Origin of the sequence: Seonamhaeicola sp., from assembly GCF_028281565.1 — a bacterium.
Lineage (GTDB): Bacteria > Bacteroidota > Bacteroidia > Flavobacteriales > Flavobacteriaceae > Seonamhaeicola.
Genome location: NZ_JANQJQ010000021.1, coordinates 301,064 through 318,363 on the forward strand (window position 1 = coordinate 301,064; position 17,300 = coordinate 318,363).

At 38.4% G+C, this 17,300-nt stretch carries 16 protein-coding genes; 9 read left to right on the plus strand and 7 right to left on the minus strand.

Going from position 1 to position 17,300, the window contains the following annotated elements:
- Nucleotides 1–57 precede the first annotated feature (57 nt).
- Together Q0983_RS11065 and pyrE are read right to left on the minus strand one after the other, a co-directional pair.
- Nucleotides 58–453, minus strand: a complete 396-nt coding sequence (locus Q0983_RS11065; RefSeq protein ID WP_299552815.1) for an SRPBCC family protein — start codon at nucleotides 451–453, stop codon at nucleotides 58–60.
- Between the two features lie 53 nt (nucleotides 454–506).
- Nucleotides 507–1,151: an orotate phosphoribosyltransferase gene (gene pyrE, locus Q0983_RS11070; protein WP_299552818.1), complete on the minus strand. Its 645-nt coding sequence runs from the start codon at nucleotides 1,149–1,151 to the stop codon at nucleotides 507–509.
- A 130-nt stretch (nucleotides 1,152–1,281) separates the two neighbouring features.
- Here pyrE and Q0983_RS11075 point away from each other — a divergent pair, with 130 nt between their 5' ends.
- The 4 genes from Q0983_RS11075 to Q0983_RS11090 all read left to right on the plus strand — a co-directional run bounded on the left by Q0983_RS11075 (nucleotide 1,282) and on the right by Q0983_RS11090 (nucleotide 7,848).
- Nucleotides 1,282–1,863 (plus strand): NUDIX domain-containing protein, encoded by a 582-nt coding sequence (locus Q0983_RS11075; protein ID WP_299552821.1) that lies wholly within the window; start codon nucleotides 1,282–1,284, stop codon nucleotides 1,861–1,863.
- A 172-nt stretch (nucleotides 1,864–2,035) separates the two neighbouring features.
- On the plus strand, nucleotides 2,036–5,461 hold the full coding sequence (locus tag Q0983_RS11080; protein ID WP_299552824.1) for a T9SS type A sorting domain-containing protein: 3,426 nt from the start codon (nucleotides 2,036–2,038) through the stop codon (nucleotides 5,459–5,461).
- A 292-nt stretch (nucleotides 5,462–5,753) separates the two neighbouring features.
- On the plus strand, nucleotides 5,754–6,119 hold the full coding sequence (locus tag Q0983_RS11085) for a hypothetical protein (protein ID WP_299552827.1): 366 nt from the start codon (nucleotides 5,754–5,756) through the stop codon (nucleotides 6,117–6,119).
- A 109-nt stretch (nucleotides 6,120–6,228) separates the two neighbouring features.
- A complete protein-coding gene (locus Q0983_RS11090; RefSeq protein ID WP_299552830.1) occupies nucleotides 6,229–7,848 on the plus strand; it encodes a SulP family inorganic anion transporter in 1,620 nt (539 codons plus the stop codon).
- Between the two features lie 95 nt (nucleotides 7,849–7,943).
- Here Q0983_RS11090 and Q0983_RS11095 read toward each other — a convergent pair whose 3' ends face one another.
- The 4 genes from Q0983_RS11095 to Q0983_RS11110 all read right to left on the minus strand — a co-directional run bounded on the left by Q0983_RS11095 (nucleotide 7,944) and on the right by Q0983_RS11110 (nucleotide 10,525).
- Entirely contained in the window at nucleotides 7,944–8,357 is a 414-nt protein-coding gene (locus tag Q0983_RS11095) for a HEAT repeat domain-containing protein (protein WP_299552833.1), read from the minus strand.
- Between the two features lie 98 nt (nucleotides 8,358–8,455).
- Nucleotides 8,456–8,935, minus strand: coding sequence for a nuclear transport factor 2 family protein (locus tag Q0983_RS11100; RefSeq protein ID WP_299552836.1), 480 nt, complete (start codon nucleotides 8,933–8,935; stop codon nucleotides 8,456–8,458).
- Complete coding sequence (gene coaD, locus Q0983_RS11105) at nucleotides 8,932–9,387, minus strand: pantetheine-phosphate adenylyltransferase (RefSeq protein WP_299552838.1); 456 nt, start codon at nucleotides 9,385–9,387, stop codon at nucleotides 8,932–8,934. The genes Q0983_RS11100 and coaD overlap by 4 nt, the downstream gene beginning before the upstream one ends.
- A 163-nt stretch (nucleotides 9,388–9,550) precedes the next feature.
- Nucleotides 9,551–10,525, minus strand: a complete 975-nt coding sequence (locus Q0983_RS11110) for a D-alanine--D-alanine ligase (RefSeq protein ID WP_299552841.1) — start codon at nucleotides 10,523–10,525, stop codon at nucleotides 9,551–9,553.
- Nucleotides 10,526–10,787: 262 nt separating this feature from the next.
- Here Q0983_RS11110 and Q0983_RS11115 point away from each other — a divergent pair, with 262 nt between their 5' ends.
- From Q0983_RS11115 to Q0983_RS11130, 4 genes are all read left to right on the plus strand, one after another.
- On the plus strand, nucleotides 10,788–11,348 hold the full coding sequence (locus Q0983_RS11115; protein WP_299552844.1) for a PASTA domain-containing protein: 561 nt from the start codon (nucleotides 10,788–10,790) through the stop codon (nucleotides 11,346–11,348).
- A gap of 15 nt (nucleotides 11,349–11,363) precedes the next feature.
- Nucleotides 11,364–12,401 (plus strand): RluA family pseudouridine synthase, encoded by a 1,038-nt coding sequence (locus Q0983_RS11120; protein WP_299552847.1) that lies wholly within the window; start codon nucleotides 11,364–11,366, stop codon nucleotides 12,399–12,401.
- A gap of 408 nt (nucleotides 12,402–12,809) precedes the next feature.
- The gene (gene yaaA / locus Q0983_RS11125) at nucleotides 12,810–13,568 is read left to right on the plus strand and encodes a peroxide stress protein YaaA (protein WP_299552850.1); all 759 of its coding nucleotides are present in this window, start codon (nucleotides 12,810–12,812) and stop codon (nucleotides 13,566–13,568) included.
- Between the two features lie 51 nt (nucleotides 13,569–13,619).
- Nucleotides 13,620–14,294, plus strand: coding sequence for a hypothetical protein (locus tag Q0983_RS11130; RefSeq protein ID WP_299552853.1), 675 nt, complete (start codon nucleotides 13,620–13,622; stop codon nucleotides 14,292–14,294).
- Nucleotides 14,295–14,346: 52 nt separating this feature from the next.
- Here Q0983_RS11130 and Q0983_RS11135 read toward each other — a convergent pair whose 3' ends face one another.
- Nucleotides 14,347–14,490: a 30S ribosomal protein THX gene (locus Q0983_RS11135; protein ID WP_299552856.1), complete on the minus strand. Its 144-nt coding sequence runs from the start codon at nucleotides 14,488–14,490 to the stop codon at nucleotides 14,347–14,349.
- A 169-nt stretch (nucleotides 14,491–14,659) separates the two neighbouring features.
- Between Q0983_RS11135 and Q0983_RS11140 the strand changes: the two genes are divergently transcribed.
- A complete protein-coding gene (locus Q0983_RS11140) occupies nucleotides 14,660–17,176 on the plus strand; it encodes a sugar-binding domain-containing protein (protein ID WP_299552858.1) in 2,517 nt (838 codons plus the stop codon).
- The last annotated feature ends 124 nt before the right edge of the window (nucleotides 17,177–17,300 follow it).

Here is a 17,300-nt window from a genome sequence, read left to right on the forward strand (position 1 = left end):
ATTGGGGGTTTGTGTTTTTAATATAAACGGATGGTTGTGAGCCTAAGGGTCTCAAAGTCAAATGGCTTTTGGGATACTTGTTACCAGTGTTTCAATAAACTTGGTGATCGGGCCTTTGATCATCATGGCCATCATGGGGTTAAAATCACCCGAGAATTGTAATTGTACTTCGCTGGAAGCATCCCCGGTTGCAACAATATGTCCGGTTAAAGAAAAATCTATTTTTCCACCGGCAGCACCTAAAACAATTTTGTTAGGAGGCGTCACTTCTTTCTTCTTAAGTATGATTTCCGGCATACCTTTTAAAGCAAATACAAAGGTGTCGTCTTCTAAAACTTCAAATTTACTGATGTTTTCAGGCATTAAAGCTTCAAAGTTTTTAACATCGGCTAAAAACTCAAAAACAGCTTCAGGAGATTTTTCAACGTTTATTTTTGGTGATTCTAAATGCATAATACTGTTTGGTTGTTATTTGTTAAGCGGTTTAGTAGGAGCTTACATTAAAATTAGATGCCATTCCATTCGCCCGGATTGGTATTCCATTCCGATAAGGTTTTTAACTGGGATTCGGTAATATATTTGGTCTGTAATGCCTGGTCTAACAAACTATCATAATTACCTAAAGTTTGTAACCTGACATTAGCATCTTCAAAATTTTGTGCAGCTACATCAAATCCGTAAGTGAAAATGGCAATCATGCCTTTTACATTAATACCGGCATCCCTTAATGCTTTCACAGCATTTAAGCTACTTTTTCCGGTGCTGATCAAATCTTCAACTACAACAACATTCTGCCCGCTTTCAATAAAACCTTCAATTTGGTTTTTACGGCCGTGACCTTTAGCATCCGGTCTGACATAAATAAATGGCAGGCCCATATATTCAGCTACCAGCATGCCAATACCAATAGCCCCAGTTGCAACTCCGGCAATAGCATCGGGTTTTCCGTATTGCTTTTCAATTTGTTTAGCCATCGTTTCCCTTACGTAGTTACGAATAGGAGGAAAGGACAAGATAATTCTATTGTCACAATAAATAGGTGATTTCCATCCGGAAGCCCAGGTAAATGGTTCTTTTGGGCTAAGCTTTATAGCTTTTACCTGCAATAAAACTTCGGCTGTTTTTCTGGCAGTGTGTTTGTTAAAAATCATGTTGCCAAAAATACGGATTAATTTAATTTTTTATAAGATGTGTATTATGAATAAAAATATTTTTTTCAACAATGGTTGGTTTGCGACTAAAAATGATATTTTTACCAAGGCGTAATGTTAAAAACTACATATGCATAAAGTTTTTGTTGGTGATAAACCTATAATTTTAACTACCAAAGTTGAACAGGAAACCCACTTTAAAAATTATTTACTGGATACGGTAAATATTGGAAAAGTAATTAAAGAGCTCAATAAATCTTCGTTGCGTGAAGTTAGGCTTATCCATAAAAATGAAGACAAACTCTTAAGCAAATTCTTAAAAAAACTACCTAATGTTATTGCCGGTGGCGGAAAGGTTTTTAATGATAAAGGAGAAGTGCTATTCATTTATAGAAATGATAAGTGGGATTTACCTAAAGGAAAAGCCGAAAGAAAAGAAACCATTGAAGAAACCTCCATCAGAGAAGTTGAAGAAGAAACCGGTGTTGAAGGTTTGGAAATTACCAAGCCTTTGGAGACTACCTATCATATATTTAAACGTAACGGACGCCACCGAATTAAAATCACCTATTGGTTTGAAATGAAAACCACTTTTAACGGCAAGCTTTATCCTCAGGAAAAGGAAGGTATTACAAAAGTGGAGTGGTTAGATAAAAAGCAGTCTGTAAAGGCCCTTAAAAACTCTTATGCTAATATCAGGGCTTTGGTGTAGCACACAATCTTAATTTTCTTCACAGTAATCGTTTCATTTTTTTGTAAGTATTTATTGGTTTTAAATGCACTTTATCGATGAATTATATCATTTTGTTTAATTTTTAAATAATAATATTAAACATTAAATTATTTTTGTTTAAATTTAATGAAAATTAATTAAACAAAAAATCATGAAAGTAGTTCTACATCAACAGACTCCCAAACTTCAATACCTACTTACTTCATTGTTTTTGTGCCTCTCTCTGTATGCTTTTGCAGGTGATAATTGTGGTCAAATAGAAAGTTTTGAATTTACCAATGGCGATGAAACCGTTAGTTTAATGGACGGAGAAAATTACATTATTTCAGATTTACCCTCCGGATTTTATATTAATACAAAGGTTAGTGGAAAATCTAAAAGTGTACGTTACATTGTTGAAAATCTGGATACGGGCGACACCTTTAAGATAACAGAGAACCTGCCACCCTTTACTTTTCCGGCCGGTAACAAACCATGGTATTTGGGACATGGGAACTTTAAGCTAACTGCTAAGGTGTATAAATTCTATTTTGGAATTGGGGAATGCGATTCAAAATCCATAACATTTACAATAAGACCTCCATGTACTGCCGATGCAGGAACATTGACAGCTGATGCTGAGATGGTTACCCTAACAGGCGGCGAAGCTGTGATAAGCGCCACCCCTAATGGAGATATTTACATACCGGACGGCTACAGTAGTTTATTTGTGTTGACCTCCGGTGAAGGTTTGGTTATTGAGCAGGTGGGAGGCAGTCCAGAGTTTACGGTTGACATGTCAGGCTTATATACCATCCATACCTTGGTCTATGACGGCAATGTCGGTAGTCCAAATTATTTAGACCTGGGGGTTGTAGAGTTCGGAGTCACTACCGGAGTAGATGTATTGAATTTAGTAGGAGCCACAGGTATCTGTGCCTCGCTGGATGCAGCAGGAGCACCGATCATGGTCAAGGAGTGTATGGCCGATGCGGGCACCTTGACAGCCGATGCTGACATGGTAACCTTAACAGGCGGTGAAGCTATGATAAGCGCTACGCCTAATGGAGATATTTACATACCGGACGGCTACAGTAGTTTATATGTACTGACCTCTGGTGAAGGTTTGGTTATCGAGCAGGTAGGGGGTAGTCCTGAGTTCACGGTAACAAGTTCAGGCTTATATACCATTCATACCCTTGTATATGACGGTAATGCCAATAGTCCTAATTATTTAGACCTGGGTGTTGTAGAGTTCGGAGTTACTACCGGAGTGGATGTATTGAATTTAGTAGGAGCCACAGGCATCTGTGCCTCACTGGATGCAGCAGGAGCACCGATCATGGTCAAGGAGTGTACAGCCGATGCAGGAACATTGACAGCTGATGCTGAGATGGTTACCCTAACAGGCGGCGAAGCCATGATAAGCGCCACCCCTAATGGAGATATTTACATACCGGACGGCTTCAGTAGTTTATTTGTGTTGACCTCCGGAGAAGGTTTGGTTATTGAGCAGGTAGGCGGGAGTCCTGAGTTCACGGTTGACATGTCCGGTTTATATACCATCCATACTTTGGTATATGATGGTAATGCCGATAGTCCGGATTATTTGGACCTGGGTGTTGTAGAGATTGGAATCACTACTGGGGTAGATGTATTGAATTTAGTAGGAGCCACAGGCATCTGTGCCTCACTGGATGCGGCAGGAGCACCGATCATGGTCAAGGAGTGTATGGCAGATGCCGGAACTTTAACAGCCGATGCTGACATGGTGACCCTAACAGGTGGAGAAGCCATGATAAGTGCCACCCCTAATGGAGATATTTATATACCTGACGGCTACAGCAGTTTATTTGTACTGACCTCCGGTGAAGGTTTGGTCATTGAGCAGGTAGGCAGCAGTCCAGAGTTTACGGTTGACATGTCAGGCTTATATACCATCCATACGTTGGTATATGATGGTAATGCCGATAGTCCAAATTATTTAGACCTGGGTGTTGTAGAGTTTGGAGTGACTACAGGAGTCGATGTATTGAATTTAGTAGGAGCCACAGGCATTTGTGCCTCACTGGATGCTGCAGGGGCACCCATTATGGTCAAGGAGTGTGCAGCTGATGCCGGAACCTTAACAGCTGATGCTGATATGGTTACATTGACGGGAGGTGAAGCCATGATAAGCGCTACCCCTAATGGAGATATTTACATACCGGACGGTTACAGCAGTTTATTTGTGTTAACCTCCGGAGAAGGTTTGGTTATTGAGCAGGTAGGTGGCAGTCCGGAGTTTACGGTTGACATGTCCGGTTTATATACCATTCATACCCTTGTATATGATGGCAATGCTGATAGTCCTAATTATTTAGACCTGGGCGTTGTAGAGTTCGGAGTCACTACCGGTGTAGATGTATTGAATTTAGTAGGAGCCACAGGCATCTGTGCTTCACTGGATGCTGCAGGGGCACCTATTATGGCTAAAGAATGTATGGCCGATGCAGGAACATTGACAGCCGATGCTGACATGGTGACCCTAACAGGCGGCGAAGCTGTGATAAGCGCCACACCTAATGGAGATATCTACATACCAGACGGCTACAGTAGTTTATTTGTGTTAACCTCCGGTGAAGGTTTGGTTATTGAGCAGGTAGGTGGCAGTCCGGAGTTTACGGTTGACATGTCCGGTTTATATACCATCCATACTTTGGTATATGATGGCAATGCTGATAGTCCTAATTATTTAGACCTGGGCGTTGTAGAGTTCGGAGTCACTACTGGGGTAGATGTATTAAATTTAGTTGGAGCCACAGGCATCTGTGCCTCACTGGATGCTGCGGGAGCACCCATTATGGTAGAGGAAAGTGAAGCCTGTTTGGCAAATTCCGGAACCATGTTTTCAAGCCACCCCATAAGTTGTTTTGATGGGGGTACAGTAATGATTACTGCCCAGGCTTATGAGCCTGCAGATATACCGGCAGGGTATCAACAATTATTTGTACTCACAGAAGGATTTACATTAACAATTCTCGCCGTTTCAAATGAACCTGATTTTGATGTGGAAAAGCCTGGTTTTTATAGGATTCATAGCTTGGTTTATAATCCGGATACTTTGGATTTAAGTGTTGTGGAGTTTGGTGTAACAACCGGCTATGATGTTGTTAATCTTGTAACAGAGAATAATATATGTGCCTCTTTAGATGTCCACGGGTCCCTTAATTTGGTGATTCGTTCAAGATGGTTTTGCGACTATTTTAGTAAGATCTTCAACAACAGATCGGATAGCTTAACGCTTGATGAACTTCCTTCCGATCTAAATGCTATTTTAAGTAATGACGAAGCAGGTAAATTTAACAATGGCGAAGTAAAATTATTCCCTAATCCGGTTGTTAATAGAGTAAACGTTAGTATGACTTTATATGGCGATGAAGAAGTCAACTATACTATTACAGATGTTAGTGGCAGGCAAGTTAAATCCGGTAAGTTAGAATATCTGGGCAGCGGTGCCGAAACCATTACGACAAATACCCTGGGTGACGGTATATATATGATTAAGTTAATTTCACAATACAGGCAGTTAACCAAAAAGATAATAGTTAATAAATAGAAAAAGGAAAATTGCATTTATGAATAAAGGGTTGATGTTAAATATCAACCCTTTATTATTTTTTAATGATTCATTTACTTTTCACAAAATTCCTAAATAAAAAATCAATTATTGTAGTGCTGACCCAATTTTTGATAAATCTATGATTAATTTGTCATTAATTTCTTTAAGATATTTAAAAAATTAGAGAAAAATAAGTAATTTAGACCTGTAAGCAAACGCTTATAATTGCTATGGGATTATTTTTTTGAAGTTAGTTGTAATTTTTTAAATATCTAAAATTACATTTAACTTGAAAAGTTATAAACTAACATTTGGTACTATTATCATCATTAGTGATAACTTAGCTGAGGTTATCACAGATGAAGGTATTGAAATGAATGAGACTTTGGTCAATGAGTTTCATGAATTTTTGTTGCAAAACCTTGCCGCCCCGTTTTCAATTCTTATAAACAGAAAATATTCTTATAGTTATACGTTTAAAGCACAACGTCTTATCGGAAAATTAAAGGAAATTAAAGCCATAGCCGTTGTTATTGCTACAAGCGGAGCTTTAATGTCAACAGAGACGATGATAAACCTTAATAATGACAGTGATTGGAATATTTATATATTTCAAGAAAGGGATAAAGCTCTTGGGTGGATAGCTAACCAATGATTATCTGTTTGAAACTCAAACGTTTTAGTGTTGTTACCTATTGAATTCTAGTAAATTACTTGCCGCTTCCTTTATTAACATTAAATTTGCACCTTACAAAAAATAAGCCATGACAGAATTTATCCGAAAGCGCGCTAAAAATGCCAAAAATGATATTTTAAGTGGAATGACCGTGGCACTGGCTTTGGTGCCGGAAGCCGTAGCATTTGCTTTTGTTGCTGGTGTAGATCCGTTAGTAGGGTTGTATGCAGCTTTTATGATTGGGTTGATCACCGCTGTTTTTGGAGGTCGCCCGGGAATGATCAGTGGTGCTACCGGAGCATTGGCAGTGGTCATGGTCAAATTGGTGGCGGAAGGAAATGCCATGGGAGCACCTGAAGACAACCTGGGGCTTTATTATTTGTTCGCAACAGTTATTTTAATGGGTGTCATACAGATGTTAGCCGGTGTTTTTAAACTGGGTAAATTTGTAAGGCTTATTCCGCACCCGGTAATGATGGGCTTTGTGAACGGATTGGCCATTGTTATTTTTATGGCCCAATTGAAGATGTTCAGAGGTGCTGACGGGAGCTATTTTTCGGGTTCTGAGTTATATACAATGATTGGTCTCGTGGCTTTAACCATGGGTATCATGTTCGTCTTACCTAAATTCAAATGGACTAAAAAACTACCTGAAGCTTTAATAGGTATCCTGGTGGTTTCTGCCATCGTGATTTTTGGGAAACTGGACGTAGCCACTGTTGGTAGTTTTATTAGAGAGGGTGGGGGCGAAGGCTTAAAAGGCGGTCTACCACAATTTCAATTAGAGCTGTTTGCCAATGTTCCGTTCAATTGGCAAACCATTAGATTTATTGGCCCATATGCTGTGATATTAGCGGCCATTGGATTAATAGAATCCTTAATGACACTTAACCTGGTTGACGAACTTACCGAGACCAGGGGGAATGCCAACAAAGAATGTATGGCACAAGGAGGAGCTAATATAATCACAGGTTTATTTGGGGGTATGGGAGGCTGTGCCATGATCGGGCAATCCATAATCAATATAAAAGGTGGCGGACGTGGCAGGTTATCAGGTATTGTTGCAGCTGTTTTACTATTGGTGTTTATCCTGTTTGCTTCGGCTTATATAGAGCAAATTCCAATTGCAGCTTTGGTTGGTGTGATGTTTATGGTAGTTATTGGTACGTTTGCCTGGAGTAGTTTCAGGATATTAAGAAAAATCCCGGTAACCGATGCTGTTGTATTAATAGCGGTTTCTTTAATTACCGTTTGGAAAGATTTGGCTGTTGCCGTAATTGCTGGTGTCATCATCAGTGCTTTGGTGTTCTCCTGGGAAAATGCCAAGCGTATTAGAGCACGTAAGCGCATGAAGGATGATGGTACCAAAGTCTATGAAATCTGGGGCCCGCTTTTCTTTGGTTCTATTAAAGCGTTTAACGAAAAATTCGATGCTAAAAGCGATCCGCAAAATATTGAAGTGGATTTTGTAGAATCCAGGGTGAGCGATCATTCAGCCATTGAAGCTATTTTCAATTTAGTCCATAAATATGAAGCCGAAGGGAAATCCATCAAACTGAAGCATTTAAGTGAAGACTGTAAGGTCCTGTTATACAAATCCAGTCCAAAATTCAGGGAGGTTATTGTAGAAGATATTGATGATCCGCGCTATCATTTAGCCGAAAACCCTGAGGCGTTTACCAAAGGGCTTTCAGAGTATAAGTTGTAGTTTTAAGTTCAAAGTTCAAAGTTCAAAGTTTAAAGTTTTGAGTTCAGAGTTATAAGCTTATTACATCTGGTGACTTAGCGTCTTTGCGAGAGCAATTATGACCAACGTATAGGGCGTTTTAAACGTTCTTTTACCAATTCAAAATTCTTTTTACTGGTACGTTCCCAACGGTAAATGTGATACTTTTTATTTTTAGTGGCTTCCCATTTAGCTTGTTTTTCCTGCACTTCTTTAACCCAATTAAAGCGCTTTTTGATAATGATGGCACCTAATTCATCCCGGCAACCAATTTTTTCAAGGGCATTCAGAGCCGCAATAGAAACGTTTTGAACCTTGTCGTCAATAGTTTTAAATAAAACGGGAATTGAGGAGCTGAAGCCTAGTTTTCCTAAAGCTTCGGCAGCTAATTTTCGGGTTTCGTAATTACCATGTTCCAAAGCATATTCAATTCTTTCGGCATAACTATGCTGCATCCATTTGTCAATATCGTTTCCAGATGGCTGAGCCATTTTAAGTTTAAAGAGAAAGTATTTAATATGATGTAACATGAAATCTTATTCTTACTTTATAAGTATGGAACAGATAAGAAATGTTACAGGAAAGCAGCCTAATGCTTAGGGAGGTTTCTGGTTTGACCACTTAAGAATTTCCAACCGTCATCTCGTTTTATGAGGGTGCCGGATTCAATAATTCTAAAGGTCATTGGCTGATTATTTTTGTCAACTTCAACACACTTTACAATGCCGGTATAGTTGGTAACAGAATGCGTTATGGGAACTATTTGAACTTTTTCCCAGGAAAAGTCTATGAATTTAACATCCCCTGAGTTTTCCAATAAGATATCTTTAACGGTATCGTAATCTAATGCCTCGGTATAACGTGGGGGCACCCAGAAAAAGTCTGAAGAATGGTCTAAGTATTTCAGCCCTTCATTGATACCGCCTTTAACTATAGCATCGTGGTAATTATTGAGCATGCCCTGAACCTCTGAAATGATGGCTTCTTTTTCTTGTTTATTTAGGGAGTTCTGAGCAAAGCCATTGAGCATTGTTAAAAGCAGAAAACCATATAAAAGAATTTGTTTCATGTCACTCTTACACTGTCCGGAACTAATTTAGTATAATCTCCGTTATTTCTAATAACATCTCGTACAATAGAGGATGCAATGTATGATGTGTCCGCTGAAGTTAGTAAAAACACCGTTTCAATAGGAGCTAAATCTCTATTGGTGTGGGCAATGGCCTTTTCAAATTCAAAATCTGCGGGATTTCGTAAGCCGCGTAGAATGAATTCAACACCGATTTCCTTACAAAAATCTACTGTTAAGCCTTCGTAGGTCATGACTTTAACTTTAGGTTCATCAGCAAAAGCTTCTTCTATAAATGCTTTACGTTCTTCAAGTGAGAACATATATTTTTTATCGGCATTAACACCTATGGCCACAATAAGTTCATCAAAAAGTGTAACACCCCGTTTAATAATGTCGTAATGCCCCAAAGTCAATGGGTCAAATGATCCGGGAAATATGGCTCGCTTCATTCCAAATTTGATTCAGGATTCTTTAGATACAAGATAATCAATTCTCTAATTTGTCTATTAAGTTAGAAATTTTTTGTTGTAATTTTTGAATTTTGCTGTCAAATTCATCAATTTTTTTTGAGAGATAAAGTTCAGGTCATTTTTGTTTTAAAGAAGTCACGTTTCAATTTAAGGCTTCCTCAATAGCATTATCGAACAAATCAGCCAAAGGAATACCTGCTTCGGCAGCCTGTTGCGGCAAAATACTTTCTTTGGTCAAACCGGGAACAGTGTTTACTTCCAATAAATGCGGATCTCCATCTTTAAAAATATATTCACTTCTTGAAAAACCGGTCATTTTTAAAGTTTCATAAACTTTTTTGGCCACGGTATTTACTTTTTCCTCCTGCACTTTGCTAAGTCTTGCAGGGGTTATTTCCTGGGATTTTCCCAGGTACTTCGCTTCATAATCAAAGAAATCATTTTCACTTACAATTTCAGTGATCGGAAGCACTTTAGTTTCCCCTTTATAGGATATCACGCCCACAGATACCTCGGTGCCATCCAAAAACGATTCAATAATGATTTCATCATCTTCGTTAAAAGCAATATCAATAGCGCTTTGTAAGTCTTCGGCTTTGTGAACCTTTGTCACACCAAAACTACTTCCGGCCTTATTCGCTTTAACAAAACAGGGTAAGCCTACTTTGTTAATAATAGCTCTTTCGTCAATAGAGTCTCCAAGATTCAAATAATAAGATTCAGCTGTTTTAATACCGTAAGGTTTTAAAATGCTTAAGCAATCACGTTTATTAAAAGTTACTGAGGCCTGATACATAGGGCAACTGGTATGAGGAATGCCCAATAATTCTAAATAAGCCTGCATAAAACCATCTTCGCCCGGTGAACCGTGAATAGCATTGAAAACACAATCAAATGTGATGATCTCGCCATTAACATTCACTGAGAAATCGTTTTTATCTACTGGGAACTCAGTATTGTTGTCATCAACATAAACCCATTTATCTTTAAAAATATGAACTCGGTAAGCATTGTATTTTGAAGTGTCTAAAGTTTCAAAAACCACATTGCCGCTTTTTAATGAGATCTGGTATTCACTGGAATAGCCTCCCATGATAATGGCGATGTTTTTTTTCACAGAATTAAATTTTAAGTATTAATCTAAAACCTACAATAAATCGTATCTATTATTAGTTAAGCTAAAATATCATATATATTGCAAAAGAAAAAGCAGTTCTGTTTTTATATATTTTTTCGGTGAAAACTGAATTTTGTTTAAAAATCAACAAAATTTAGTTTTACCTCAAGAAACGCTTTGCTAATACATGATTTTTTTCATTTGTCAGCGAATTTTCAAATGAAAAAAATCATGTACTTTTGCGGTATTCAAAATTCTACACATGAGCCTTGTTAAATTCTTAGTTAGTAAAACATTTTTCAAACAAATTTTGTTGGCTGTTGTTGCCGTAATCGTATTGTGTGTTTTAATGTTATGGTGGTTAAAAGGCTATACCAATCATGGTGATTTTGAAACCGTTCCGGACTTAAAAGGCAAGTCAATAAGCGTGGCGCAACTGGAATTGGATGAGAATAATTTGGTGATGCAAATTCAGGATTCAGCCAATTTTAATCCGGATTACCCCAGGTTTTCAGTAATAGAGCAAGAGCCTGTTGCCGGAACCCAGGTCAAGGAAGACAGAAAGATATACTTAACGCTTAATCCGTCCGGATACAGAAAAATTGAAGTACCGGATCTAAGAGAGCGTACCTTTAGGCAGGCCAAGCCCAATTTAGAGGCCCTGGAATTTAAAGTAGGGAAGATAAGCTATGAAGATAATATTGGTAGAGATCTGGTTTTAAAGATGTATCATAAAGGAAAGCTTTTAAAACCGGGTGATAAACTTGCAAAAACATCTGTGATAGACCTGGTGCTTGGAAACGGAAAGCGTCGAAGAAAATAATGCCCGCACTATTTAATGGAAGACCATACGCCACAATTGCCCGATGAAGATACCCTGTATGAGCATTATGCTTTTAAGGTTGAAAAAGGGCAGACTCCCTTGCGCATAGATAAATACCTGATGAATTTTGTAGAAAATGCTACCCGAAACAAAATTCAGGCGGCTGCAAAAAATGGTAGTATTTACGTTAATGACACCCCGGTAAAAGCCAGTTATAAAGTAAAACCGAATGACGATATCAGGGTGTTGTTTACCCATCCCCCGTATGAAAATTTACTTATTGGCGAAGACATTCCGCTTGATGTGGTATATGAAGATGATGACTTGTTGGTGGTCAATAAACCTGCCGGTATGGTGGTGCATCCGGGGCATGGTAACTATTCCGGGACCTTAATAAATGCTTTGATCTACAGGTTTGATAATTTGCCTAACAATTCCAGTGAACGCCCGGGATTGGTTCACAGGATAGATAAAGATACCAGCGGGCTTTTAGTGATTGCCAAAACCGAAAAAGCCATGGCTGATCTATCACTACAGTTTGCAGAAAAAACCAGTGAACGGGAATATGTAGCGCTGGTTTGGGGTAATGTTGAAGCCGACGAAGGTACCATTGAAGGCAATATTGGCAGGCATCCAAAGAACCGGTTACAAAACACCGTGTTTCTTGGTGATGAAGCTGAAAAAGGCAAACCGGCCATAACGCATTACAAAGTCCTGGAGCGTTTGGGCTATGTGACTTTGGTGTCTTGTAAGTTAGAAACCGGGCGTACACACCAAATTCGCGTGCATATGAAACATATTGGGCATACCTTGTTTAACGATGAACGTTACGGTGGCGAAAAAATTTTAAAAGGCACTACCTTTACCAAATACAAACAGTTTGTAGAGAACTGCTTTAAAGTATTGCCACGTCAGGCATTACATGCTAAAACACTTGGATTTACACATCCCGGAACAGGCGAGTTTATGCAATTTACTTCAGACATTCCGGATGATATGCTGCAGTGTATTGATAAGTGGAAAGGGTATTCAAAGCATCAGGAAGTAGACTAAAACGTCACTTCCAGTGATTCTGAATTTATCATAATTGTTTTGAGGAGTAGGGAGTTGCATTCTGTCATTCCTGCCTTTCGGCTTTCGCTCAAGATAAACTTGGGCAGGAATCCACGGACGGCGCTCGTTTACAACAAATGTTATTGTTTTAAGTCGTAATAAAATAGCGTCCGAGAGAGTCGAGCGCTAGCCCTTAGTTTAGCAAAGTCATTTATTTAGGGTTTATTATTGTTATAATGCAACTCAATAATAATAAATGGCAACCAAACTGATAAAGGTGAATTAGTCGAAAGTTTCTACAAATTCAAGATTGTAATCTTATTTTCAAAAGTCTTTTAGTAGTTGTAACTTTGGTTTTATTATGAAAAGATTTCCGTCTTCACGGAAATGACAAAGAAGCCTATATTTATGAAACTAGTACTGTCACCTGCCAAGTCACTTAATTTTGAAAGTGAATTACCAACCACATTAAATACCGAAGCCTGTTTTTTAAAACAAGCGGAACGCTTAAATAAACTGTTAAAAAAGAAATCTGCCAGAAGTTTATCAAAACTTATGAGTATTTCAGATGCGTTGGGGCAGTTAAATTATCAACGCAATCAGGATTGGCAATTACCCTTTACGGCAGATAATGCAAGGCCTGCTGTTTATGCGTTTAGCGGTGATGTTTACAGAGGGTTAGATGCTTATACCATACCGCAGGACAAACTGGAAAAACTTCAGGATACGATTCGTATCATTTCAGGGCTATATGGCTTGCTTAAACCAACTGATTTAATTCAACCATACCGTCTGGAAATGGGAACCAAATTTCCTGTAGGGAAAAACAAAAACTTATATGAGTTCTGGAAAAAGACCATTACATCAGCTTTAAATGATGAATTGGATGATAATGAACTATTCCTGAACCTGGCCAGTAATGAGTACTTTAAAGCCATTGATGCCAAGGCTTTAAAAGTGCCGGTGGTTACAGCTAATTTCAAAGACTTTAAAAACGGACAATATAAAACCATTATGACCTTTGCCAAACTGGCCAGAGGCTATATGACACGCTATATTATTGATACCAATGCCAATACGCTTGATGATGTAAAAGGCTTTAATTATGAAGGCTACGGTTTTAGTGAAGACATGTCGTCTGATACTGAGCTGGTTTTTATTAGATAGTCTATGTGGTACTATTTAATTCTTTTCCTTCAGGGCTATTGTATTTATCATATGATTAAATACAGAAATCCGTACTATTGGGTATTTTTGATCTTATTTCTTCCGGTTGTTGGGTCTATTATTTATTTGGTCACCCAGGTTTACAATAAGCGCGATGCTGAAAAAATTACGAGTGAGATCACACATATCATCAATCCAACTAAAAAGATCAAAGATTTGGAAAAGCAGTTAGCGTTTTCAGAATCGTATCAAAACCGGGTGAATTTAGCTGATGCCTATTTAGAAAACAGTGATTATGAAAATGCTATAAGGCATTATAAAGATGCCTTGGATGGGAATTTTCAAAACGACTTTTATGTTATCAAAAATATGATAGAGGCGTTTTACAAGTTAGGAGATTACAAAGGTGTTTTAGAATATGCCGAAAGTATAAAAACGCATTCTGAATTTAAAAAGTCCAGAACGCAATTTTTGTACGGATTGGCACTAGAAAAAGAAGGGAAACCAGATGATGCCGAGGACAATTTAAAATGTATTGATGTTCGTTTTTCGTTTTATAACGAACGTCTAATTTATGCGAAGTTTTTGTTAAGCAGAAATAAGAACACGGAAGCCAAAGACATACTGGAAGCTATAGCTTCTGAAGCCCAACACATGACCAGGCCCAATAGGCGCTTGTATAGAACTACTATTTTAGAGGCTGAAAAAGTATTGCAAACACTATAATTAGAACATCACTTCAGGTGATTCCTGTCAAAATAGGACGAAGACACCTTGATTATTTGGCTTCAGCCTTAGCTTTTTTGGCTTTAGTTGTAGCTTTTTTTACCACTGTTTTAACCTTCTTTTTTCGCGGACGTCTTACACCGTAAGTACCATTTGTTATTTTTCCGCGTCTGGATTTTTTATCGCCTTTTCCCATAATTAATTGATTTTCATCAAAATAATAAAAATATTTTAAATTTAGTAAGACCTGTATAGTTTTTGTATATAAAAATATATTTCATATATGATTTAAAAATGATCAATGTCATGTAATTTTGTATTCCATAGTTATAATTTTACCCGAGATAAAAAGAAAAAAAATGAAAATGTTAACTAAACTAAAATTATGTACACTACTATTTTTTATGGCCGTAACGGCATTTGGTCAACCCAATACCGTAATTTCCCATGAAGAGAACAGTCAATTGGTTCGGGACCTAAGTGGAGTAAAATGGACCATGAAAATGATGCTTCCCGGGGAAGGGGTTAAAAAAGGATTGCATAAAATCCCACCTGAAGATATTGAAACCCATGTGTGGAACCACGCCAAAGTTCCTGGTGATGTTTACACCGACTTATGGAAAGCAGGTGTCATTGAAGACCCCTATTTTGGAAGAAATAGTGTCAAAGCCCAATGGGTACAACAATACGAATGGTGGTACTCCTATCAGTTTAACGTAACAGAGTCTGTAGATAATAAGGTGGTTAAAATCGTATTTGAGGGTGTGGACTATGCCTGCGATGTCTGGTTGAATGGTCATCACTTAGGAAGGCATGAAGGTGCTTTTTCTGGTTTTTCATTTGATGTTACGGATTATTTGCGCATCGCAAAAAAACGATTACCAAGTACCAATATGCTTATGGTTAAGTTGGATCCACCTCCGCAGGTGAATGCTTTGGTTGCCGGTAAAAAGACCCCTTGGTTTGGGGATTACTGGAGGGATTTGGCGCCTTTTGGGATCCATAGAAAAGTGAAAATGGTATCCTCAGGAAAAGTACGCTTTGAAGATGTGTATGCCAATACTTCCATCAATAAAGATGGCTCGGCCAACGTGAAATTGGAACTGACCGTTGAAAATACCGAAGCCAAAGCTAAAACCATGAACTTTATCGCTACGGTTGAAGGCAAAAACTTTAGTTCGGATGTAAAGACGGTGAAGTTTTCGGCTGTAGTAAGACCTGGAATCCATAAAGTGGAGCATGATATTCATATTAAAGATCCGCAATTATGGTGGCCCTGGGATATGGGAAAACCCAATTTATATAAGCTAAGGATCTCCTTAAAGGATGGGGAGATCAATCAGGATTTTAATGAAACTACCTTCGGTATCCGTGAAGTCACTTCCAAATGGAATCCCGGGTTTGTAAAAGATGTTGATGTAAGTTTCCCGAGGTCTACCTATATCAATGGTAAATTCCACTTCATTCGATCTGCTTGTTGGGGAGGTCCGCCAGACATCTTTGTTGGTAGAACCAATATCCATGAATACAAAAAACTGATTCAGATGGCTAAAGAAGCCAATATGAATAATATTAGAATCTTTGGGTGGCATCCCCCTGAGATCCCTGAATTTTACCAGTATTGTGACGAAATGGGTATTACCGTTTGGCAGGACATTATTCCGCTAGGAACCGGTAATATTCCAAATGATGAAAAAGTACTTGCCGAAATTTTTAATGAAGGCGTTCGTGTGATCAAGGAACGCAGAAACCATCCGTCGTTGATTATGATGGAAGGTGGTGAAGAAATGATGTTAAGAACACGGGATCCTAACTTTGGAAGGGCCTTTTTGGAACGCTTGGGAGATTCGTTACAGGCTTATGCCAGGTTACCTTATGTACCGGATTCTCCATTGACTTGTGAAGTGTCTCAGGAAGCCGGATTTAAACCAAAAGAAGCAAAACATGCTTTAAGGTACTTCTATGGCATGGGGACCTTCCTTCACGAAGATTGGTTGCAAACCCTGGAATATCCCATTATACCTGAATTTGCCATCACTTCCGTACCTTCTGTGAAAAGTTTGAAGAAGTTTATTCCTGAGGAGGAGTTGTGGACGCCAGGATTAAGTTGGGGGCATCACTGGGCCGATTTGGTGCGCTTGCGTATGCAAAACTGGGATGTGTTTGGTGACGAAATGACGGGGTCTTTAGAGGAATTTGTGAATGCCTCTCAAGATACTCAAGGGATTATATTCCAAAACGGGATTGAATATTTTAGAAGACAAAAACCAAACTTAAGTGGTATCGCACTGTGTCATTATATAACCTATTGGCCGGATATGAAATGGGGTATTATAGACAATTACCAGGAGCCGAAACGTTCTTATAATTTTGTAAAAAAGGCTTACCAACCCTTATTGATTAACCTTGGGTTTAAAAAGCGTAGGTGGTCTAAAGAAGAACCGTTTATTGGTGAATTATGGGTGATCAATGATTTGTTTAAAGACTATAGCGGCTGTAAGGCAAGTATTGTGCTTAAGGACGATCATGGTAAAAAACTAAAATCTCAAACCTTTAAAATTGGTACGGTTAAAGCGAACAGTGCTTTAAAATTTGAGGATATCTCTGCCGATGTTTTAAGTAAGGTAGATAAGCGTTTCTTTGTGGAGCTTGAGCTCACGGATGCTTCGGGAAATGTGGTTTCTAAAAACGATTATTTCTTTTTAATTGGTGACCAACAGGAAGCTACTAAAAAGTTCAAAAAATGGCGCGATGAACGTCATAAGCTCGAAGCTAAATATGGGTATCCGAACTATTACCGTTTCTTCGATGACTATACCGGAGATAGCTACCAAAGTGGTACACAAATACCAAGGGCTAGAGGTTTTGGGGATAAGAAATAAATAAGTAAATGTCTCTTCGAGTGATTTTGAGATACGAGAAATTGTATCGAGAAGTAATTGATCAGACCATATCAAATCCGTTAGGTCTCCGTCAAACCAAGGTTCTCGATACATTTTTTTCTCC